Origin of the sequence: Mycobacterium sp., from assembly GCF_032162605.1 — a bacterium.
Classification (GTDB): Bacteria; Actinomycetota; Actinomycetes; order Mycobacteriales; family Mycobacteriaceae; genus Mycobacterium.
Window position 1 is genome coordinate 1 of sequence record NZ_JAVROT010000305.1, and the last position, 21,088, is coordinate 21,088.

Genomic DNA, 21,088 nt, shown 5'->3' on the forward strand with positions numbered 1-21,088 from the left:
ACAACACGGCGCTCGACCCGATGCTGGTCCAGATCCAAGGCGGGCAGATCAAGGCAATCGCGCCGCCGGACTCGGCACAGGCGAAGATCATCTATCCGCTCGCTCCGCTGGGCTGAGCGCAGCCTAGGCTTCGCCGCTTGACTGACACCCACGAGGCCGCCGAGTTGGCCAAGCAGCTCAACACCTTCCCCGCCCGTGAGGCCACCCGCGGGGGCATGGACGCCGACCGGCTACGCGCAGCGCTCGGGTTGGCGTAGCCGTCGGCCGACGACCTGCGACCAGTTGGAGGCGTGTTCACCGGGGCACGACCGTGATGGCGCAGCGCGGACCGCTTGCCCTGGCCAACCGCGCATCGGCTGTCGTCAGCGCGCAGCCGAGATTCTCGGCCAGCGCGATATACGTTGCGTCATATGGGGTCACGGTGTCTCGTAGTTCCCAGACGCGTTCCAGCAGCGGCGGTGCGGCGTAGCGGATCAGCCCCAACTGTCTCCAGACATCCATGGCGTGGTGCGCATCCTCGGCCATCAAGTGTCCGGCGAGAACCTGTCGTCGCATTGCGCTCACCACTTCGGTATCCACGAGATGTGGGACGTGAATGGTCTCGGCGGCGACGAGGCGGCGGGCCTCACCGTCGTTCAGCAATGCCGACACCGCCGCCGAGGCATCGAGAACGATCACCTGCGATCGGCGTCGATGTGCTCAGCGATCGCGTCGGCCGCGATGTCCAGGTCGGGCAGGGTGGCGATCAACGCGGCGTTGTCCACCCTGCGCGTCGCAGCGTCGAGCTCCCGGATGGCCACGGCCGTAACCGATGTGCTCGCTGCGCGCGCCAGCCGTTCGAGCCGGTTCATCACGTCGTCGGGCACATTGCGCAAATGCAGAGTTCGCATGCCGAGAGTGTATGCGAATAGCTCGCGCTGTGCTAGCAATCTGCTAGCACGCCAGGGCGGGCAAGGTCTTCCACGCATCTGCGCTCATCAACGTCGACCGTCGGCGCCATCGTCGTCTCACAAGGATTCCGGTGGTGGCACGTACTGGCCATGGGTTCCACGAGGATCGCCCTCCCGGTAGAGCTGGTCTTCGTACTCGGCACGGTGAGCAGTTATGCCCCGATGAAACTGCTCCTGGCGCTGCTGCTCGTCGCGCGTCTGCGCGGACTTGAGAGCCCAGAAGCCGAACCCGGCCAGGATCCCCAGAACCGCCAGGACGACGAGCAGCCAGGGGTGCTCGGCGGCGGTGCCCAGGAGGAACAATCCACCGAGCACCGCAGCCACCATCAGGGGCCGTCGGTTGGATGCTCGTGCGATGGCGCCCGCACCGGTGCCGACGGCCACCGAGGACGATGATCCGCCGCCGAAGAGGGCTGCCAGGATCCAGATCGGCAGCCACAGCCCGCAAGTCAGCAACGTCAGCACGAGGTGTAGGGCGTGATTGGTTCCCCCGCCGGTGGATACCGCCACCGCGACCGCAGGCGCCGCGGGCGCCGGGACGGTCGGCGGCGTGGGCACGAAGTGCTGGGTCCACCGCTGACCGTCGTGGTAGCGCTGTCCGGGCTGGCCACCCGGATCCGGATACCAGCCGGGCGCTGGAGTGCTCCGATCTTCCATTGCCGATTCCTTCCATAGGGGGTCATCGCTGTGCATCGCATGCGCTCTCACCCGAGTCGATGAGAATGACACGGGCCACCGACAAGGCTCTGCGAGCTGGCGGCACCGATATCGCCTACCCGGATGCCAATGTGCTTGCGGCCTGGGACCGGCCGTCACCATGATGAGCCCTGTGACCGCTCTCGCCGACGCCGTTCTCCCCCTCATCAGAACCCGGGCCGATGTCTGGCGGTGGAACATCGCCGACGCGCACGGGGCCCGGATGCACGAGGCCGTTGCGATCCTGCGGCAAGCCGCCGAGGACGACGACCCCGCCGAAGTGTTCGCGGTGACTCAACGGGCGATCGCGTCAGCGCTGAAGGTGATCATGCGGGCCGATGACTCCAGCGGAATCATCGGCGACGCCTGTTACGACCTTCTCGAGCTTCACCCGGTCATGGCGGCCCGATCCCGCCCGGCGCCAACCAAACTCGTCGACTGGATGGTGAAGTTCCAGTTCGACGACGAGTGCGACTACTTCACCATCGACCCGGTCGCCTACGCCCCTGCTCTGGGCCCGGATGGCATGGCCGCATACCGCGTCAAGCTCGACGAACGCGCGGCAGCCCTCGGTCCGCGGACAGCCGAAAACCAGTTCTCGCATGCGCGGGTCAGCCTGGAGTGGAACGCTCAGCGCCTGGCCGTTTTCGACAGGGACGTCGACGCCATCATCCGCACCCACGCCCGGGACCGACGCGTCGCCGCATGGCTCAAGGACACGGCGACGGCGCTCATGGAAATCGGAGAGATCGATGCCGCGATCGACTGGGCGAAGCAGGCCACTGATTTCGACGATGGTCATCAGGCTCGACGGGCCGCTGACTACTGGTGCGAACTGCTGGCCGAACACCGGGCCGACGAGCTACTGGGTGCGCGCGTCGACGTATTCCGCCGCTGGCCGTCGTCGACGACCGCGGGCCATCTCTACCGGGACGCACGTGTGGCCTGGCCGGACTACGAGGATGAGGTGTTCGAGCGTCTCGCCCCGCACCCGCGCGACGCGGTGCTCTTCGCGCAACTCTCGCTCAAAGACGTTCCGCTGGCATGGAATCTGGCGCACAGTCTCGGTCTGGCCGATGCCCGGACCTGGAGTGACCTGGTCAAGGCGTACGAGAAGCTCGATCCCCTCGCCGTGCTGCCCATCCACACCGAGCTGGTCGAAGGCGAGTTGGCCGAAGCCGACGCAAGGAACTACCGCAGCGCCGCACGGCGGCTGAAGAAGATGCGCAAGCTGGCGGCGGGGTCGAGCGAGTCCGTGGAGGTCGACGAGCTCATTGCCGACCTCCGCGACAGGTACCGCCGTCGCCCGCGGCTGCAACAGGAGTTCGATCGGGCCGGACTGCCCTGACGCTGTCGACGCGCAATGCGGTCCCGGTGACACCCCGCCCCGAACAGGCACCTGCTGAACCGTTAACGCAAGTAGCCAATTGGGGTAACACTCTCGAAATACTGCCCCAATCTAATGCTCATCATGCGTTGTATACAGGACACAGTGTCCCGCGTCTCCGTGTTGGAGATGCCAGGTGCAGCCCCCGATCATGCCTTTGACCTGCTCGAATCCGTCCTGAGTCGACGTCTGCACATCGCCGCGGGCAATCGCTACTCCTGCTGCGGCGCGAAGATTGACCTCATCGCGGTTGACCCTGCCGATCCGACCGTGCCGGGCCCGGTGCGCACTGCTCTGCGAACGCTGACCCCTGGTCGTGCGGTCGCCTCGAGTGACCATCCCGAACTGGCTTCCGGCTGGATCGCCATGCCCGGCGTCGACATCAGAGTCGACACGCATGCAGATCTGGGTGGACCGGTCATTGCGATCACCTTCGATGACGCCCTCGCCCTGCTGTCGGCTCCCGGCGCTCAGGACCTGATCGTCCATACCACCGTTGTGGTCGCCGGTGCGCTGGAGCCGCCGCCCGGGTGGGATGTCGTGCGGACCGAACTCGCGACCGTACCGCTGACCTTTGCGAACGACGGACATCTCGCGGGGTGTGCCGCATGAGCTCCGACAGACTCGTTCTCACCCACGGCTGTTCACTGTCGAACCTGCCACTGTTCGTGGCCGTCGGCGAAGGTCTGTTCGCCGCGGAAGGTCTACACGTTGAAGCCCCGTACTTCGACGACATCACCTCCACCGCAGCTCTTTTGGCTTCCGGCGCGGCGGACCTCGGGACCGCCGCGTTCACGCAGCCGCTCATCGATGCCTTCCGGCCCGATCCGCCGGTCATGGTGGCCGGTAGCGGCCTGATGGGAATCTCCATACTGACCCGGGAGCCGGTCGTGGACGCCGCATCGCTCGCCGGCCAACCCGTCGGCACCTTCCGGTCCGATCCGATGGAGGTGCTGCTGCACGATGTGCTGGCCGCGGCGGGCCTTCGCATGACAGACGTGGAGCTGCGCTACTTCGATGTGCTCACCGACGCCATCGATGCCTGGCACGCAGGGGAATTGGCCGCACTGTCGCTGGCCGAGCCGTTCGCCGGCCGAGTCCGTGCTGCCGGGGCCTACGCGCTCTCCGACGGTACCGAGCTCTGGGGAAACCCCTTCCCCGATACCACTCTCGTCGTATCCGCCAAGTTCTTGCGCGAGCGACCCGAGCAGGTGCGCGCCGCCATTCGGGCCATGCTGCGTGCCGAGGAGCTCATCCGCGCCGACGTATCCTCCGCGGTCCGTCACGCCGCCGAGTTCTACCCCGGATTCACACCCGAGGAACTCATCGCCGCCGTCGCACGCCAGCCTTCCCGAGTCGACATCCGCGATCTGACCGCCGCCGTCTATGGGCGCTGGGACAGCCTGCGTTCCCTAAGTCTCGTGCCCGACGACGCCGCGCCGCCTGCCGGCGCCGTGACCTTTGACCTGCTCAACGACGAGCTCTACGCAGGAACCGCCAAGGAGACCGCCCGATGACCGAAAAGCTGAACATCCCATCGCTGGACCGTCGCAACTTCTTTCGGGGTGCGGCCGTCGCCGGTGCCGCCGTTGCCATTCCGTCCTGGCTGCTATCGGCCTGTTCTGGTACCGGGCCAGCGACCACCGCCAGTACCGCCGGGGGCGTGACCACACTGAAGGCCACGCATGGCACCGGGTTCTGCAACCTCGGCATGTTCCTCGTCAAGGAACGCAATCTTGCCAAAGCCGACGGCACCGCAGTCGAGTTCGTCGTCACCCCGACAAACGCCGACATCGTGACGCTGTTCGGCGCCGGGCAGGTCGACATGTCACTGATCCCCTACACCCAGTTCATGACCCTTTACGACGCAGGCGCACCCGTGACGATCGTCGCGGGAGGCGGTGTGGAAGGCTGCTCGATCGTCGCGCAGTCGGGTATCAACTCCGCTGCAGACATGGCCGGTAAGACACTGGGCACGTTCCAGGCCGACACCCTGGAAATGTTGCCGTACGACTATCTGCAGAAGGCAGGCCTGTCGTTCAACGACATACAGGTGCGGTACTTCGGCACATCACCAGAACTCGCACAGGCGTTCATCAGTGGGTCGGTGGACAGCATGTGTCACATCGAGCCTTACGCGACGCAGGCTCTCAAAGCACGCGCCGGCGCAGTGAAACTGTCCGACGGCAAAGACGTCTACGGTCCCGGTTACACAGACTGTGTGCTCGCGGTCCGCAATCCGCTGCTCACGGAGAATCGCAGTGCGGTCAAAGCCGTCATCAAGGGTTTGTTCGTCGCCCAGCAGCAGGCCGAGCAGGATCGCGAGTCGGCAGTGAGGGACACCGTGGGAACATATTTCAAGACGAGCTTCGAAGACGCTCTCGACGCCTCGACCAAACAGCCCAACATCGTCGACCAGCGCTCCAAGGCGCAGTTCATGCTCGACCGCGCAGTCGGCATGAAAGACCTGGGCTACTTGAAGGCCCTGCCCGACAAGAAAGTCTTCGATTGGTCGTTGCTCGAGCAGGTGGTCGCCGAGAACCAAGCTCTCTACGACTCGCTGAAGGCAAAGACCGCATGAGCGTCACCACTGCTGCCGGCATCGGTGTACGGGCACCTTCGGAGAAGCGAAACAGTCCGCGCCCACGCCGCTTTCGTCGCGCCGCGACAGCGGCCGGCTGGTGGGTAGCCTCGGTCGCGTTATTTGCCGGAATCTGGGAGCTAGCCTGGGCTTTGGGCTGGGCTCCCGAGCTTCTGCTGCCCCCGCCGCACATCTTCTTGCGCGACTTCAGTAGTCAGGCAAAATTTTTCGACAGCTCGAGGATCGGTGCCCAGCAGGCGTCACCTGTGGTGGCGGTGCTGTCGACGGTCATGGCGACGGTGCTTCGCGTGCTCGCGGGCCTCGTCCTGGGGTTCGTCGCCAGCCTGATCACGGGAGTACTGATCAGCCAGTTCCGCGTGGTGCGGGGTCTGGTTCTGCCGAGCGTCACGCTGCTGGCCCCGATATCCCCCATCGCATGGCTGCCGGTATCGATATTCCTATTCGGTATCGGCAATGCACCGGCGGTGTTCATGGTGTTCATCGGGGTGTACTTCGTCATGACGCTCGCCACCATCAGTCTCATCAACGACGTTCCGGCCACTTACATCAACGTGGCTCGCACCATGGGCGCCACCAGACGGCAAATTCTGCTACAGGTGATGCTGCCGTCGGTCCTCCCAGGAATTCTCCAGAGCCTGCGGATGAATCTGTTCGCCGCGTGGATGGTCGTACTCCTCGCAGAAGCTGTTGGCGTTGGAACCGGACTCGGTCAGGTGGTAATGCTGGCACGCAACACTTTCAACGCCAGTCTGGTGTTCTTCGCAATGACAGTGATCGGCTTGAGCGGATTCCTGCTCGACGTACTGTTTCGGCAGCTTCAGAACCGGTTGCTGTGGTGGCAGCCGATGACGAACGGAGGCGTGAAGTGACGGCCGAGCAGGTGACCGGTACGGTGAGCTGCCGCGCCGTAACCAAGACATTCGCTCACACCAGTCCGGGAGTCCCTGCGGTGGACGGTATCAACCTCGATATCGCCCCGGGCGAATTCGTTGTGATACTCGGGCCCAGCGGGTGCGGGAAGAGCACGTTGCTGTCGATGATCGCCGGTCTGGAGTCGGTGACGTCGGGATCGATCGAAGCCGACGGCGAGCTGGTGACCGGACCCGGGCCGGATCGGTGCATGATCTTCCAGCAGTCATCGTTGTACCCATGGCTGTCGGTGGCCGACAACGTCGGATTCGGGCTGAAGTTGCGCGGGGTCCCCAAGAGTGAACGCCGCGATATTGCCCGAGATCTGCTGCACACCATGGGCCTTGGCGGTTTTGCCGACCACCATCCCGACGGCCTCTCCGGTGGCATGCGCCAGCGGGCTGCCATCGCCAGGGCGCTTGCGATGCGGCCTCGGGTGCTGCTGATGGACGAGCCTTTCGCGGCGCTCGACGTGCAGACCCGGGCCAAGCTGCAGAACTACATCGCGCAACTGCGCGACGAGAGCGGCGCGTCAGTGGTCTTCGTGACGCACAGCATCGACGAGGCGGTGGCGCTAGCCGACCGGATCGTCGTGTTCACTGCCCGCCCCGGGCGTATCAAGGCCATCGTGAACGTCGAGTTGGAACGCCCACGCGATCCTCGCTCGACGGGCTACCACGCGTTGCACGACCACCTCGTCGACTTACTGGCCGACGAGGTCGATCGTGCTTTCGCCGAGCAGGAAAGGGCCCGTGCGTGACCGTGGTCGTCGTCGCCGCGGCCCAGCTACCTGCATGTGGAAACGATCGCGAGAAAAATCTCGAAGTGGTCGAGGCCGCGATCGCGGAAGCCGCCGCTGCAGGGGCGGATCTAGTGGTACTTCCAGAGCTTGCCACCACACCGTACTTCGCGGGAGAACCAACCGGTGCGTACCAGGAGTGGGCTGAACCCGTACCCGGACCACAATCCGACCGGTTGGCCGAGCTGGCGGCGGAACTTGGCATCGCCGTCATCCTGCCCTTGTTCGAAACGGACTCGGCCGCAGGCACATTCCACAACTCGGCTGTGGTCGTCGACCACGGCAACCTCGCGCCGGCAGTCGATCGATCGGGGGTGGCGCACCCCGTGGCGCGCAAGATGCACCTGCCGGTCGGCGATGCCCCGGCCCCAGGGTTCGATGAACCGGCGCATTTCACGGCGGGCGACTGGCTGGGCGTGCACTCGCTCGGCGGGTACCGGCTCGGCGTGCTGATGTGCTACGACCGCCGATTTCCCGAACCCTGGCGCGAATTACGCGCCCTGGGCGCCGATCTCGTGGCGATCCCAGTTGCCGGCAGCGGCAGCGACAGTGTCGAGTTCTTCCACGCCGAACTACGTACGCACGCACGCGAGAACGGGGTGTTCGCGATCGCCGCCAACAAGGTCGGCGTCGAATGGGTTGGCGGGCACCCGATCGACAACTTCGGCGAGTCATGCGTGGTCGGCCCTGACGGTGAGCTCATCGCCCGCCGGTCCCGCGATGCCGGACCGGGGCTCTTGCTCGCCGAACTCGACCTGGGTGCCCTTTCCGAGACCCGACGGGCGCTGCGCTACTTCGAGCACCGCCGCACTGATCTATTTCCCAGCGCCAAGGAGATTTTGTGACAACGCTTTTCCGCAACGCGCTCGTAGTCGCGATGGACGACGAGCACCGCAGCGATCCGTTCCGAGCCGACGTGCTCGTGGTCGACGACCGGATAGACGCGGTGGGGCCGAACCTGCAGGCACCCGATGGCGCATCGGTGGTGGACTGCACTGACCGACTACTCATGCCTGGCCTGGTCAACTCCCACGTCCACTCGTGGGAGGCGCTATTCAAGGGCCGCTACGACAATCTGCCACTGGAACTGTGGATGTTGTTGGCCTATCCGATCCTCGGCCTGGAACCCATGTCGGACCGGCTGGTGTATCTGCGCACCCTGCTGGTCGGTCTGGAATCGCTGCGCAACGGCGCCACCTGCTTGCTCGACGACGTCATAGAGATGCCCACCCAGAGTCTGTCGGCACTGGACGCGGTGTTCCGCGGCTACGAGGACATCGGCATCCGGGCCAATTGCTCTGGCAACATCGTCAACCGGCCCTACATCGACTCGATACCGTTCATCGACGAGGTGCTGCCCGCGGACTTGCTCGCCGAGGCCCGGGCGGTGCACCCGCGCACTATCGAGGAGTACCTGGCGACCAGCAAGGAGGCGCTGTCCCGCTACGACGGGCGCGCCGGCCGACTGCGGTACGTGATCGCGCCGAGCGGCCCGCAGCGGTGTACCGACGATCTGCTCATCGCGGCCAACGAGCTGTCCCGCGAGTACGACACGACGTTTCATGTGCACGTGTTGGAAACCAAGATGCAGGCCGTCACCGGGCGCGAGTTCTACGGATCCACCCTCGTTGAACACCTCGACTCGCTCGGAGTGCTCAGCGATCGAGCGACCCTGGCGCACGGGATCTGGCTGACCGACAGCGACATCACCCGTCTCGGCGAGGTCCGCGCTTCGGTGGCGCACAACCCGATCTCCAATCTCAAGCTCGGCTCGGGCATCGCGCCTTGGCGGGCACTACTGGATGCGGGCGTCAACCTGGGCCTGGGTTCCGACGGGCTGTCGACCAACGATTCGGCACGCATGTTCGACGTCGTGAAATCTGCTGCGCTGCTGCACAAAGTGACCCAACCGGATTACACCAAATGGCCGACCGCGGACGAAGTATTGTGGGCAGCCACCCGCGGCGGCGCCGTGTCGGCACGGCTGGGCTCGCAGGTCGGTGCCATCGCCCCCGGCTACAAAGCGGACCTCGTGGTGCTGGATCTGCGATCGGTGAACTTCACACCCGTCAACGACATTGCCCAGCATCTGGTTTACGTCGAGAACGGCGAATCGATCACCGAGGTGTGGGTCAACGGTCAGGTCGTGATGCGCGACGGTCGATGTCTGCTGATCGATGAGGAAGCCGTACTGGACGAGATCCGGGAACTCGGCGGCGAATACCTGCAGCGATTCGCGAAGGTAGAAGACATCAACCGCGTGTTCGAACCGTACTTCCGCGACATCTATCGGCGTTGCTGCCAAGAACCGATGGGCATCAACCGCTTCAGCGGTGACGAACGTGCCTGGGTTGGTGCGCTGTGAGCCTTCTGGTCAAGGGCGCGCGGGTGGTGACGGCGGCAGACGACTACACCGCTGATGTCTTCGTCGCCGAGGACACCGTGACCATGATCGCTGCGGCGCTGGATATCCCGGCCGACCACGTCATCGACGCCGCCGGCTGCTATCTGCTACCAGGTGGGATGCACCAACCCGTCGTGGCACGGACGCACGCGACCGGAACTTGGGTGGCGACTCAGTGGTGCGCGGTGCGGACGGTGATCGCTGCGGGCCGGGCGATAGTGGACAACGGTGTCTTCACGGGCAAGCCCGGTTCCGGGCGCTACATTGCGCGAGACGCCAGTGGCCAACAGCAGCGAGACGAAGGTGCGAGATGACTGACAACGATGGCCTGCAGGCAATCCGCTCGTTGCCGACCCAAACGCGCCGCAAGACATACGAACACGTCTATCGCGCGTTGCGGCACGCGTTGGTCAGTGGTCGCATCCCCGAGGGCACCCACCTGGTGGAGACTGAGTTGGCCGCCCAGCTGGGGGTGAGCAGAACGCCGGTCCGCGACGCCCTGCGCCGCCTCGAAAGCGATGGGTTCGTCGCGCGGGGCACCCCGGGTGGCCTGTGGTCACGCGGTATCGGCCCCGATGAGATCGAAGATCTGTTCCTCGTACGCACCGAACTGGACAAGCTGGCGGCCCGGCTTGCGTGCGAGCGGGCCAAACCCGAACAGTGGGACCAACCCAGGTCGCTGATCGTCGCGATGAGTGCGGCCATTGAAGAATTCGGCACCGGATCAGAGGAATTCGGCGATATTCATCTGGCCTTCCACACGTCGATATACCGGATTGCGTTCGGCAGTCGGTTCGCCGGGCTTCTGGACAACTATCTGCTGCAATGCCTGGACGTGGCGGCCGAACTGAGTTATCGCGATCCGGCCGGCACCCTGCCCGCGGTCCAACAGCACGAGGAGCTACTCACCGAGCTGTCATGCGGCGATGTCAGCCGGGCGGTGGCTGCCGCCGAGGCACACGTGCGGCGCAGCGCCGACGACGCTCAACGGGCCAGTACCGGCACTGTCCTGTCCTGACCGAAACACGAGTGATTTTCAGTACCACGACGCCATTGATTTTCAATGAAAGGTTCCTCCGTGCAACACATGTTTCTCAACGGCACCGCCATGTCCGGACAAAAGGACCATGGCGTGATCGCCGGTCTGGCACGCTTCATCGGCCCGGCCACCACGGCACCCGCCTTTCGGCTCTTCGCGATCCGCGACGAGTTCCCCGGACTGTTTCCGGTCGATAGCGACGGAGCAGCCATCGTCGGTGAGCTGTACGAGATGTCCGACGAGTTGCTCTTCGACGTCCTGCTTCCGCAGGAGCCCGCTGAGTTGGAGATCGGTTCGATCGAATTGGCAGACGGATCGACGGTCCGGGCAATGATTCTGCAGCCGGAACGAATTCGCCTCGGAGACAAGGTCGTCGACATAGCCGACTTCGGCGGTTTTCGGGCCTACCAAGCGCATCTCCTGGCGAATTCCGCAACCAGTGCACTCCTCGGTCTGTGATCTGCAGGTCGCCGGTGAACTCCTGCTCGAGCGTGTCGCCCGGTTGGCGTCCATCGGCGTTGATCAGGCAGGTGAGGTGACGCAGCCGCCAACCTGTCGGTTCAGACCGCAACGACGCTGCCGGTAATGCTGCTGGCGTTGCCGTCGGGCGTCCTCGCAGATCTGATCGACCGGCGCCGATTGCTCATCGCCACCCCAGGGGGATGACCGCGGGCGTGGGTCTACTCGCCTCGTTGACGGGCGCCGGGTTGACCACCCCGACCGTGTTGCTGACGTTGTTGTTCGTCATCGGCTTGTGCCACGGGTCGCTGCTCTCCGCCGCTACGCCGTCCAGCCGCTCGATCAGGGTGATCGACCAGTCGGGTTCGACCAGTCGCAGCAACGTGCCAAGCGTGGCGCTCATGATGCCGGCGCCGATCAGGACGACGTCCGTCTTGGTCATCTCGTCAGCCCCTCAACTACCTTGCGGCACTTCGAGGAATCCGGGCTCGCCGGCGTCGACGACGGAGTTGAACCGGTGCCTCGTGTCGAGCTCGTTGATCGCTCGGACGACGTCCTCGGGAAGCGCATCGATGTCGACGTTCTCGGCGATGCGGGCAGGCGTCACCGACGACGTCAGAACCGCGGTGCCGCGTTGAATGCCCCAGGCGAGAAGCACTTGCGCAGGCGTCTGTCTCAGTTGTTCGCTCGCCTCCACGATGAGCGGGTCGTCGAGAAGTCGCGGCTGCAGCGCGTGCCCCAACGGCGCGAACGCCAGCAGAACGATGCCTTCGGTCTGGCACAGTTGGTGCAGGCCCCATTGCGGGTGGTACGGGTGGGATTCGACCTCGACGACCGCCGGTTTGATCCTGGCGGTGTCGATGATCTCTCTAGTGCCCTCGACGTCGATGTCGGACAGACCGATCGCTCGCGAGAGTCCCTCGTCGACAAGGTTTTCCATGGCCGTCCAGGTTTCCTCCAGAGTCACCCCGTCGTCGTAGACGATGGCGCCGTGCGGGTGCCGGGGATCTTGGTCGTCGCCGGGTTTGAACGCGAATGGGGTGTGCACCAGATAGAGGTCGACCGAGTCCAGACCGAGCTTGCGCAGGCTGGCCTGTAGGGCGGGCTTGACCCGCTCGGGTCGATGGTTGTTGTTCCACAGCTTCGTGGTGACGAACAGGTCCTCGCGGCGGATCGTGCCGCTGGCGAGCAGGTCTGTGAGCGCTGCGCCGACCTCGGCCTCGTTGCGGTACCGCTCGGCACAGTCGAGGTGACGAAAGCCGACCTCGACGGCGGCCGTGGTGGCGTTGCGGGTCTTGCTGCTATCGGAGACCAGCGTTCCGAACCCGAGGGCCGGGATCGCGCCGTCGCCGTTGTTCCAGGCGAACCTGTGATGCCGTGGATCGTCGATCGTCGTCATGTTCTTCAACTCCTTGCTGATGGGTTGGTGGTCGGGTGCGCGGCGAAGGGCGTGATCAGCGGTCACCTCCCTTGAGGAAGTGGACGGCTTCTGCGGTGGTCCACACCGCGCTGGCAAGGAATCGGAAGTTGACCAGCGCCGCGAGGTAGCCGTCGCCTTCGGGCAGCCGTGGGCCCGCCGTGGCGTCCTTGACGATGACGACCTCGAAGCCCTGCTCGACGAGTTCGCGCAGGTGGCCTTCGACGCACAGGTTGGCGGCCATCCCGGCGAGGATGACCTGGTTGATGCCGCGCTTGCGCAGTTGCAGAACGAGGTCATTGGACTCCGGACCGACGATCTTGTGCGGGGAGGTGATCACGGTGCGGCCGTCGTGGATGTGGTGCTGATAGTCGGGGAGGAAGTCGGCGCCGGAGCCCGCGAAGCCGTCCAGTGTGTAGGCGCCCTGGCGCCCGAACATGCCGACCCCTCCCATGAACTGCTCGAGCGGATCGCCGAACCGCCATTGCGCGTCCGTGGGATAGAAGTAGTGCGGCGACACCGCGACGGTGATTTCCGCGAGCTTCGCCGCGTCGAACAACTCGCCGATGTGAGCCACCGTGCCGTTCTCTTGGATGCTGTCGCCGAATACCGACCACGACACGCCTTCCGGACTGAGGAAGTCGATTTGGGGATCGGTGACGACGAGAGCGGCACGTGGGAGATCGAGCTCGAAGCCGGAGGCAGGTAGCGCGGGGTTCAGCGGTTCGGCGTAGATGGTCGGGTCTGTCATTGCGGGCGATCCTCCGGTCGGGGTGGTGATGAGCTGTCGGGATTGATCATATGTGACCGGTCGTCTATTAACAATGACTCGCAGCTCACCCGCTTACTAGGGGGCTTTGATCAGCGCAGCATTGCTGCGACGGTGACCGCTTCGAATCGCGCGTACGGCGCGCGACTCCTGGTCACCTTGCCGCGCAGCGCAGCACCTTCCCATGCCTCGATCAGCATGGCCGCGAGTTCGCCTGCCTCGAGATCCGCCCGGATGCCACCCGCGTCATGCTGGCCGGCACGCACGCATGCCGTGACGGCAGCGTCCCAGCGGTCGAGGATGCTGGCGAGCTCGTCGCGAACCGCGTCACTCGAACCGCCGAGTTCGAGCGACAGGTTGCCGATCAAGCAGCCGAGGAGGAAGTCACCCGCTTCGTGTTCGTCGGCGAGCACGTGGAAGAAGCGGGTGATCCGCTCCTGCGCAGGCCCGTCGGCGTCGAGAATCGGAAGGATCCGTTGCTCGATGTCGGCCCAATAGTGCTCCAGGATCGCCGCGGCGAACGCATCCTTGCTGGCGAAGTACGCGTAGAACGACCCCTTCGGCACCCCGGCCGAGTCGGTGATGTCCTTGACGCCGCTGGCCGCGAAACCGCGTCGGTGCACGAGGCCCAGCCCTGCGGCGAGCAGGCGACGACGCACGTCTGGGTTCGGAGGCCGCGGCATTCCATCGATAGTAGCCGACTGGTCACTTATCTCTGCGGGTCGTTCGGAGCGGCGGGCGGGCGTCGACCGTCATGCCGACGGCGCCGTGTAGACCGTGTCGGCGTCTACCGCCGCGACGCCGAGTTCGGCCGCGACCGCGGCGATGGCGTTTTGCGCGACGTCGAGGTCGACTCGACCGTCTGCGGTGAAGTACGGGCCGATGTAGCGTTCGTAGTACTGCTTCGCCTCATCGTGGGTGACTCGGTTCAAGAATCCGGCGATGTAGTCGACGGCCAACTTCGGCTGCTCGGCCAGGGTTAGAAGCGCCCGCTCGTTGGCCCGCACCAAGGCCTGCAGCGCAGGATCGTCCAGTGGGGTGTGGACGGGGTCCACCGCGACCCCCACGGTCGGGATCTGGAAGTGGTCGCCGACCCACGCCAACAGGTGGAATCCTTCTTCCTGCGCGACCTGTTCGGGTGAGAGCGTGCTGCCGACATAGGCGGCGTCGATGGAACCGTCGCGCAGGCGGCGCAGGTCCATCTGGTAGTCCCCTGGATCGCGCGCCACGCACTCCAGGTCGCGGTCGGGATCCAATCCGTGCTTGCGCAGGACGATTCGGGCGAAGCACCCGGGTGCCGTCTGGGCGGCGTGGACCGCCAGGCGGCGCCCGCGAAGATCCGCCATCGACGTCACTTCGGCGCTGCCGAGAAACCAGAACAGCGGACGGTGGGTGTTGACGCTGAGCACCGTCCAGTCGATGTCATCGGTCAGTCGCGACAACAGCGAACGGCCGAGACCGATCGTCGCACAGCGGCGCAGACGTTCCGTCGGCCAGTGGACACCGTCCCGGATGGCGACGTGGACGTGCTCGTCCTCGTAATACCCTTCCTGGTCGGCAACGTAGGCGACTAGTTCCTCGTGGATGCCATGCCCGGCAAAGGCCAGGTCGATCGTATGCATTGGCGAGACTCCTCTTCCGATGTGGTGACGTCGATGGCGGTCCAGTCGGTGTCAGTCCATCGAGAGGCCACCGTTGACCGGGAGGTAGTGGCCGGTGGTGAAACCCGAATCCTCACTTGCCAGGAAGGCCACGGTCCTGGCTACCTCCTCGGGACGGACGAGGCGTCCCATCGGGTTGGTAGCGCCGAGATGGCCGATCTGGTCGGCCGACAACTGCTCGATCACCTTCGTTTCGTCGACGGTGGCAGGCGCGACGAGGTTCGCGGTGATGCCGTGCGGCGCCAACTCGAGTGCGACGTATCGAACGAACTGGTCGAGGGCCGCCTTGGCGGTGCCCAGGGTGATCATCCCGTCGCGGGGCCGCCGAGACAATCCCGTGGTGAGGTATATCAGCCGACCGTAGTTGCGCGAAATCATGCTCGGCACAACGGCTTTGGTAATCAGGAACGCGGCGTGCATCTCGCGGTCGAGTTTGCCGCCGAGCTGCTCCCAGGTCAGGTCGGTGAACGAGGTGACGTCGAAGGGGATCAGGGCGTTGTGCACGACGACGTCGATCCGCCCCCATCGTCGTTCCGTTTCGCTCACCATCGCCGTCACGTCGTCGACGTCGGTGACGTCGGCGCGAATCGCCACGGCCTCACCGCCGGCGGCGCTCACGGCCTTGACCACTTCGTCGGCCTCAGCGGCACTGGAGCGGTAGTTGACGACCACCCGAAACCCGCGCTCCGCGAGCACCGACGCGGTGGCCGCACCGATTCCCCGGCTAGCCCCGGTGATCACTGCTACCTGAGTCATCGGCGGTGCCTCCTCGTCGTCGCGGTCATCTCACTGGACCTTGGGAATGAATCCGGGGACTCCGGTCTGCACGACGGAGTTGAACCGGACGTTGGTGGTGATGGCATGTTGAATCTCCGTGATCACCGGGTCCTGCAGCACACTCGGCGTCATGGCGTGCCCCAATGGGGCGAAGGCCAACAGCACGATCCCGTGGTCCCGACAGAAGTCGAGCAGTTCCCACTCCGGGAGGTAGGGATGCGACTCGACCTGCACGACGGCGGGTTTGATCCGTGCCGCTGCCACGGTCTCGGAAACCCATTCAGTGCAGTCTTCGTGGCGTCTCGAGTGTCGACGGGGTCCGGGATCAGCGTGCCGAATCCGACGACGGGCATCGCGCCGGCACCTTTAGCGAGCGGAATTCTGGCATCGCGGAACGCTTGCCCCTGGCTCGGGTCGTCCGTGCGAGTCATGGTGGTCTCCTCGGTGGTAGTGGGACCTGGTCGTCAGGCGGCCCACGAAATGATGATGCGCCGTGGTGTGCGCCCGCGCCCGTAGAACGCCCCGGTCACTTGCGGAGAGTCACGGGGCTGACCGACTGATGTCGTTCCCGTTGGCCCGTCGCCGCCGGAGCCCGTCGTCGCCGTAGCCTCAGCAGGTGGTGAAGACGACGTCATTCACGAGCGACCAACGTCGCCAGATGCTTCGCGATTGGATCGCGCGCGGACCAGACATGGTGCGTCCCAACGACGGTCCCGGCTGGCTCGCGCCGCTGATGTCTTGGCCTTCATCAGCCGCCACGTGTGATCTCAGCGGCGCTGCAACCGCACTGTCGCCAAGCTCCTGACACGCAGGGCCGACGTCACGCGAGCTGCGTCACCGATTCCGTCGCCGCGACGACGGCGAAGCGCCGCAACCGAATTGCCGGGTTCTTCTCCCGCACCCGCGCAATGCGGGCGGGGTCGAGCGTGGCGGTGCCGAGCCCTTCCTCCTCGCCGACGGACGCGAGGACGACTCCCATCGGGTCGACGATCATGCTGTTGCCCGCACCGGACTTGCCGCACTGATCGGCCGCGGCGAAGTAGACGGTGTTCTCGATGGCGCGGGCCCGCAGCAGCGTCGTCCAGTGGTCTTCCTTGAGTGGGCCGGGCACCCACTCGGACGGCATCAGCACCACGTCCGCTCCGGCGTCGAGGAGCCGGCGCGTCACTTCGGGGAAGCGCAGGTCGTAACAGGTCTGCAGGCCGAAGCGGAGGTCGCCGACGGTGAAGGTCTGCGGCGGTTCGATGTCCCCCGGGCTGACCAGGCTGGACTCGGTGTAACCGAACGCGTCGTAGAGGTGCAGCTTGCGATAGGTAGCGACGACGTCGCCGGAAGCGTCGATGGCCAGCAGCGTGTTGTGAATGCGGGTGCCTTCATCGGTGGCCTCGTTGATGCCGCACACGATCGCCATCTGGTGCTCGACGGCGAGCGCCGAGAGTTCGGCGACGACGGGGCCGTCGAGGCGCTCGGCCGAGGCGAGGAAGCGCTCGTCCATCACGGGGACGGTGAATATCGAGTACTCGGGGAACACCACGAGCTCGCTCCCCTGCGCCCGCGCCGCGGACACCAGGCGACGGATCGTCGACAGGTTGGCTGATTTGTCCTCACCGGGCGCGAACTGGGCGACGGAGCAGACGACCATGGGAACCTCCTATGTTTCAGTAGCGACGGGCGGCGGGGCCATGCGGTCCATCCGGCCGAGAACGACGGTGTAGCAGACGATTCCGGCGAGGAGTACCACGCCGGTGACGATGAACGCGCCGGCGAACGACCCGGTTCTGTCGACGACCAGCCCCGTCACGATCGGCGCGGCGATGCCGATCAGGTTGGCGATGAAGTTGACGATACCGCCGAGGGTGCCGGTGTACCCCTCGGGCGCGATCAAGGACACGATGCTCGAACCCGCAGGCACCGAAACGGCAAGTCCCGCAGCACCGATCGAGATGAACACGATGGCAGGTCCGATGGTGTCGACGTACGCGGCGCCGGTGACGGCCAGCGCGGCGAGCATGCTGACCACCAGCACGATGCGCCGGACCTTGGTCACCTGACCCGTGCGCGCCACCCACCAGTCCATCAGCAGGCCGGCGATGAGGAATTGCGCAATCACCGCGACTAGCCACGGGATCATCGAGTACAGCCCACCCTGGAGCAGGTTCACCCCGAACTCCTGCTTGAGGTAGCCGGGCAGCCAGGTCAGCAGAACGTAGTAGGCGTAGGTGTAGGACGCGTATCCGAGCGCCAAACCCCAGGTCTTGCGGCGGCGCAGCAGGTGACCGACGCCGCGCAGCGAGCCCCCGCCGCGGTTCTCCTCGTTCTCCGCGTCGCCAGCTTGGAGGTAGGCAAGCTCCTCGGCGGACATCTTGCCGTCGGCCACCGCCTGGCTCGGGGTCCGGTACAGCAGCCACCACGCGACGAGGTAGAGGAGGCTGAGCGCCCCGGTGAACAGGAACGCGGCGTGCCAGCTGAAGACCGACACCAGGAACGCCATGATCGGAATGCCGATGACGTTGGAGATCTTGGCGCAGCCGTCGAAGATGGCTGTCGCCGTGCCACGTTCCTGCTTCGGGAACCACTGGCCGATCGCCTTCCAGCCGGCTGGCACGGTCGGCGCCTCACCGACGCCGAGCAGCAGCCGGGCGGCGATCAGCATGCCGAGGCCGCCTGCGGCCGCGGACGCGAACGACGCGATCGCCCAGAGGAAGACGCCGACGCGGTTGACCCACGGCACGCCGATCTTGTCGATGATCGTGCCGATGGGCATCTGCAGCAGGGCGTAGGTCCACAGGAACGCGGATGCCACCACACCCATCTGCGCGGCGCTGATGTGGAAGTCGTCCATGATGGCCGGGGTGGCCACCGAGAGATTCACGCGGTCGATGTAGTTGACGAACATTCCGGCGCCGAGGAGCCCGCCGATTTGCCAGCGGAAGCGACCCGTGGGGCGGACTGACGTGTCGGGCGCGTCGGTGACGCCTTGTGCCTCAACGTTGTTCACGAGCGGCCTCCCGTCAGCATGGCGTGATGATCGAGGTCGCTGATCTCGGTGAAGGCGGCGGTGAAGCCGGCCATCAGGGCGCCGTGCTCCATGGTGAGGGCGATCTGGTCGGCGCCGTGTTCGACGGCGAACCGCTTCTCCTCCGGACTCCACGCCGGAAGCACCCAGGGCTTGCCCGAGTTGCGGGCGGCCTCGGCGATGCGGGCCAGATCGGTGAAGTCACCGTCCGTCCGGGAGTACGCCCCACGGTCCCGGCGCAGCGACAGATCCGACGGCCCGACGAACACGCCGTCGACGGTGTCGAGGGCGAGAATGCCCTCGATCTGCTCGATTGCGCTGGCGTCTTCGATCATCGGGTAGCAACGGGTCTTTGTGTCCTGCTCGCGTACCCAATCGTCGGTGAATCCCCCGTAAGCGGACGTACGACCACCCGCGAAGCTGCGGTCGCCGCGCGGCGGGAACTTGGCGAAGGCGGTCACGACCGCGGCGTGTGCGGCGTTCTCCACGTGCGGAATGGCGATCACGTCGGCGCCGAAGTCGAGCGCCTGCTGGATCGGGCCGCGTTCGGGCCCAAGGACTTTGGCGATGACTTCCAGGCCGATGGCCTTGGCGAAGGGGATGAAGCGCTCGAGGTCGGCGAGGTCGAAGGTGCCGTGCTCGATGTCGAGCACGGCTGCGCCGTAGCCGACCTGGCGGGCGATTTCGGCGGCGGCGACGTTGGGCCCGGACAGCCACACCGCATAGCGACGATTCGTTTCCACGGTTCTCCTCGAACTTGGGCTGGCGATGGAGGATGACTACCCACTGTGGCGGGCGCCACACCCTGTGTACATCTCTTGTATACACAAGATGTACTTGTTGTGTCCAGTACGGTGAAATGAGCGAGAGGAGCGTTCATGACCGTTGACGTCAGCGAGTCGGGCACCACGCAGTCGGCCCGCGACCGGGTCTACGAGTGGGTGCGCGACGAGATCATCAAGGGCACGCTGCCCGCGGGCGGCTTCCTCGACGAGGTCCGGATCTCCGAACTGGTCGGCACCTCGCGGACCCCGGTACGAGAGGCGTTCCATCGACTCAACTCCGAGAGGTTCATCGACCTCCTGCCTCGCCGGGGGGCCCAGGTTCGCACCGTCACGTCGCGCGAACTCGAAGAGGTCTATGCCTCGCGACGGCTGATCGAGGGGCATGCCGCGCGGGCGCTGTGTGTTGCGGACGCCGGTGCGCCCCGCCAGCTGGACGAGTTGGCCGGACAGATGGAAGACGCGGGGCGGGAACACGATTGGTTCACCGTTGCCCGGCTCGACCGCGCGTTCCACCGATCGATCGTCGATGCGCACGGCAACTCGATTGTCACCGAACTCTATGACGCACTACGGTCCAGGCAGCAGCGCGTCGCCGTACGTGCCCTGCAAATTCGGCCGCAACGCGTTCCGGAGATCGACCGTCAGCACCGTGCCATCATCGGCGCGCTGGCCAACAACGACGTCGATGGCGTGGCAGCTCTGCTCGACGAACACCTACGGCCGATCCCGGAGATCACCGCGGCGCTGGGTTGACGGGTGGCTACCGTCCCGACAGCTCGAAGATGGGGATGACCCGGTCGGTGCGTTCCACTGCGGCTCACAGGCGATGTTTAGCTTTCTTACAGGATTGGCAATCCGCTATCGAGACTGTGGCGTAGACCACAGCAACGGTGGACGGAGCGCGTCATGACCACTGAGAACCCCGCCAAGCGAACCGACGTCGACAAGGCCTTGCTTGGCCACGCCACCTACCGCAGCCTCGGCGAACAGCAGCTGTCGCCCCAGGAGGAGCGGTTCGAGAAGGGCCGTCGCACCGTAGGACTGTTCCTGGCGCCGCTGGTCACCGTCGTCTTCCTGGTCCTCCCGGTCGACATCCCGCGAGAGCAGCAGGTGTTGGCCGCGATCCTGCTCGGCGTCATCATGCTGTGGATCAGCGAGGCGGTGCCGATCCCGGTCGGCGGGCTGCTCGGGGTGGCCGCCGCGGTCTTCCTCGGGGTTGCCCCGGTCGACGACGTGCTCGGACCGTTCGGGTCGTCGACGATCTTCACGTTCATCGGCGCGTTCATCCTGGCCCAGGCGATGCTCAAGCATGGTCTCGCCCGGCGATTTGCGTTCCGCATTCTGGCGCTGCCGCGCGTCGGAGCATCCACCACCGGGGTGATCATCGCGTTCGGCCTGATCACCTGCGCGCTGTCGGC

Annotated in this window: 25 protein-coding genes and 3 pseudogenes; 15 read left to right on the forward strand and 13 right to left on the reverse strand. The window is 65.5% G+C overall.

Translation table 11 applies throughout. The features are described from left to right. Nucleotides 1-158: 158 nt before the first annotated feature. Nucleotides 159-257 (forward strand): annotated as a pseudogene (locus QOI01_RS17655) (hypothetical protein); the annotation flags it as partial. A 37-nt stretch (nt 258-294) separates the two neighbouring features. Here the strand turns inward: QOI01_RS17655 and QOI01_RS17660 are convergent. The 3 genes from QOI01_RS17660 to QOI01_RS17670 form a co-directional block, all read right to left on the reverse strand. Continuing rightward, nucleotides 295-678: a type II toxin-antitoxin system VapC family toxin gene (locus QOI01_RS17660; RefSeq protein WP_526383149.1), complete on the reverse strand. Its 384-nt coding sequence runs from the start codon at nt 676-678 to the stop codon at nt 295-297. Next, nucleotides 675-890, reverse strand: a complete 216-nt coding sequence (locus QOI01_RS17665; RefSeq protein ID WP_526383151.1) for an antitoxin — start codon at nt 888-890, stop codon at nt 675-677. The genes QOI01_RS17660 and QOI01_RS17665 overlap by 4 nt, the downstream gene beginning before the upstream one ends. Nucleotides 891-1,007: 117 nt before the next feature. Continuing rightward, entirely contained in the window at nt 1,008-1,607 is a 600-nt protein-coding gene (locus QOI01_RS17670; protein ID WP_526383153.1) for a DUF2510 domain-containing protein, read from the reverse strand. A gap of 172 nt (nt 1,608-1,779) precedes the next feature. On the opposite strand from QOI01_RS17670, the gene QOI01_RS17675 reads away from it, so the two are divergent. From QOI01_RS17675 to QOI01_RS17730, 12 genes and pseudogenes are all read left to right on the forward strand, one after another. Then, entirely contained in the window at nt 1,780-2,994 is a 1,215-nt protein-coding gene (locus QOI01_RS17675; protein WP_526383155.1) for a DUF6880 family protein, read from the forward strand. A 144-nt stretch (nt 2,995-3,138) separates the two neighbouring features. Continuing rightward, the gene (locus tag QOI01_RS17680) at nt 3,139-3,645 is read left to right on the forward strand and encodes a hypothetical protein (RefSeq protein WP_526383157.1); all 507 of its coding nucleotides are present in this window, start codon (nt 3,139-3,141) and stop codon (nt 3,643-3,645) included. Then, the gene (locus QOI01_RS17685; protein WP_526383159.1) at nt 3,642-4,550 is read left to right on the forward strand and encodes an ABC transporter substrate-binding protein; all 909 of its coding nucleotides are present in this window, start codon (nt 3,642-3,644) and stop codon (nt 4,548-4,550) included. The genes QOI01_RS17680 and QOI01_RS17685 overlap by 4 nt, the downstream gene beginning before the upstream one ends. Beyond that, complete coding sequence (locus QOI01_RS17690; protein WP_526383161.1) at nt 4,547-5,614, forward strand: ABC transporter substrate-binding protein; 1,068 nt, start codon at nt 4,547-4,549, stop codon at nt 5,612-5,614. Before QOI01_RS17685 ends, QOI01_RS17690 begins: the two co-directional genes overlap by 4 nt. Then, nucleotides 5,611-6,504: an ABC transporter permease gene (locus QOI01_RS17695; RefSeq protein WP_526383163.1), complete on the forward strand. Its 894-nt coding sequence runs from the start codon at nt 5,611-5,613 to the stop codon at nt 6,502-6,504. Before QOI01_RS17690 ends, QOI01_RS17695 begins: the two co-directional genes overlap by 4 nt. Further along, nucleotides 6,501-7,304 (forward strand): ABC transporter ATP-binding protein, encoded by an 804-nt coding sequence (locus tag QOI01_RS17700; RefSeq protein ID WP_526383165.1) that lies wholly within the window; start codon nt 6,501-6,503, stop codon nt 7,302-7,304. Before QOI01_RS17695 ends, QOI01_RS17700 begins: the two co-directional genes overlap by 4 nt. Further along, the gene (locus tag QOI01_RS17705; protein ID WP_526383167.1) at nt 7,301-8,188 is read left to right on the forward strand and encodes a carbon-nitrogen hydrolase family protein; all 888 of its coding nucleotides are present in this window, start codon (nt 7,301-7,303) and stop codon (nt 8,186-8,188) included. Before QOI01_RS17700 ends, QOI01_RS17705 begins: the two co-directional genes overlap by 4 nt. After that, nucleotides 8,185-9,708 (forward strand): amidohydrolase family protein, encoded by a 1,524-nt coding sequence (locus QOI01_RS17710; protein WP_526383169.1) that lies wholly within the window; start codon nt 8,185-8,187, stop codon nt 9,706-9,708. Before QOI01_RS17705 ends, QOI01_RS17710 begins: the two co-directional genes overlap by 4 nt. Continuing rightward, on the forward strand, nt 9,705-10,061 hold the full coding sequence (locus QOI01_RS17715) for a hypothetical protein (RefSeq protein WP_526383171.1): 357 nt from the start codon (nt 9,705-9,707) through the stop codon (nt 10,059-10,061). The genes QOI01_RS17710 and QOI01_RS17715 overlap by 4 nt, the downstream gene beginning before the upstream one ends. Beyond that, nucleotides 10,058-10,765 (forward strand): GntR family transcriptional regulator, encoded by a 708-nt coding sequence (locus QOI01_RS17720; protein ID WP_526383173.1) that lies wholly within the window; start codon nt 10,058-10,060, stop codon nt 10,763-10,765. Before QOI01_RS17715 ends, QOI01_RS17720 begins: the two co-directional genes overlap by 4 nt. A 69-nt stretch (nt 10,766-10,834) precedes the next feature. Continuing rightward, nucleotides 10,835-11,245 (forward strand): allophanate hydrolase-related protein, encoded by a 411-nt coding sequence (locus QOI01_RS17725; RefSeq protein WP_526383197.1) that lies wholly within the window; start codon nt 10,835-10,837, stop codon nt 11,243-11,245. A 99-nt stretch (nt 11,246-11,344) separates the two neighbouring features. After that, nucleotides 11,345-11,568, forward strand: a pseudogene (locus QOI01_RS17730) (MFS transporter); the annotation flags it as partial. On the opposite strand, the pseudogene QOI01_RS17735 reads toward QOI01_RS17730, so the two are convergent. From QOI01_RS17735 to QOI01_RS17780, 10 genes and pseudogenes are all read right to left on the reverse strand, one after another. Continuing rightward, nucleotides 11,520-11,687: pseudogene (locus QOI01_RS17735) on the reverse strand (malate:quinone oxidoreductase); the annotation flags it as partial. The pseudogenes QOI01_RS17730 and QOI01_RS17735 sit on opposite strands and share 49 nt — an antisense overlap. A gap of 12 nt (nt 11,688-11,699) precedes the next feature. Beyond that, entirely contained in the window at nt 11,700-12,710 is a 1,011-nt protein-coding gene (locus QOI01_RS17740) for an aldo/keto reductase (protein WP_526383175.1), read from the reverse strand. After that, nucleotides 12,700-13,413, reverse strand: a complete 714-nt coding sequence (locus QOI01_RS17745) for a cysteine hydrolase family protein (RefSeq protein WP_526383177.1) — start codon at nt 13,411-13,413, stop codon at nt 12,700-12,702. The genes QOI01_RS17740 and QOI01_RS17745 overlap by 11 nt, the downstream gene beginning before the upstream one ends. Before the next feature lie 110 nt (nt 13,414-13,523). Further along, on the reverse strand, nt 13,524-14,114 hold the full coding sequence (locus QOI01_RS17750; protein WP_526383179.1) for a TetR/AcrR family transcriptional regulator: 591 nt from the start codon (nt 14,112-14,114) through the stop codon (nt 13,524-13,526). 69 nt (nt 14,115-14,183) lie between these two features. After that, nucleotides 14,184-15,053: an ABC transporter substrate-binding protein gene (locus tag QOI01_RS17755; protein ID WP_526383181.1), complete on the reverse strand. Its 870-nt coding sequence runs from the start codon at nt 15,051-15,053 to the stop codon at nt 14,184-14,186. A 51-nt stretch (nt 15,054-15,104) separates the two neighbouring features. Next, nucleotides 15,105-15,848, reverse strand: coding sequence for an SDR family NAD(P)-dependent oxidoreductase (locus QOI01_RS17760; RefSeq protein ID WP_526383183.1), 744 nt, complete (start codon nt 15,846-15,848; stop codon nt 15,105-15,107). A gap of 30 nt (nt 15,849-15,878) precedes the next feature. Next, the gene (locus QOI01_RS17765) at nt 15,879-16,133 is read right to left on the reverse strand and encodes an aldo/keto reductase (RefSeq protein ID WP_526383185.1); all 255 of its coding nucleotides are present in this window, start codon (nt 16,131-16,133) and stop codon (nt 15,879-15,881) included. Nucleotides 16,134-16,689: 556 nt separating this feature from the next. After that, a complete protein-coding gene (locus tag QOI01_RS17770; protein WP_526383187.1) occupies nt 16,690-17,511 on the reverse strand; it encodes a carbon-nitrogen hydrolase family protein in 822 nt (273 codons plus the stop codon). 9 nt (nt 17,512-17,520) lie between these two features. Next, nucleotides 17,521-18,867, reverse strand: a complete 1,347-nt coding sequence (locus QOI01_RS17775) for an MFS transporter (RefSeq protein ID WP_526383189.1) — start codon at nt 18,865-18,867, stop codon at nt 17,521-17,523. Continuing rightward, complete coding sequence (locus QOI01_RS17780) at nt 18,864-19,628, reverse strand: HpcH/HpaI aldolase family protein (protein WP_526383191.1); 765 nt, start codon at nt 19,626-19,628, stop codon at nt 18,864-18,866. The genes QOI01_RS17775 and QOI01_RS17780 overlap by 4 nt, the downstream gene beginning before the upstream one ends. A 135-nt stretch (nt 19,629-19,763) precedes the next feature. On the opposite strand from QOI01_RS17780, the gene QOI01_RS17785 reads away from it, so the two are divergent. Both QOI01_RS17785 and QOI01_RS17790 read left to right on the forward strand, forming a co-directional pair. After that, nucleotides 19,764-20,423: a GntR family transcriptional regulator gene (locus tag QOI01_RS17785; RefSeq protein ID WP_526383193.1), complete on the forward strand. Its 660-nt coding sequence runs from the start codon at nt 19,764-19,766 to the stop codon at nt 20,421-20,423. A gap of 153 nt (nt 20,424-20,576) precedes the next feature. After that, nucleotides 20,577-21,088 (forward strand): SLC13 family permease (locus tag QOI01_RS17790; protein ID WP_526383195.1); only part of this gene is annotated, 512 nt, incomplete at its 3' end.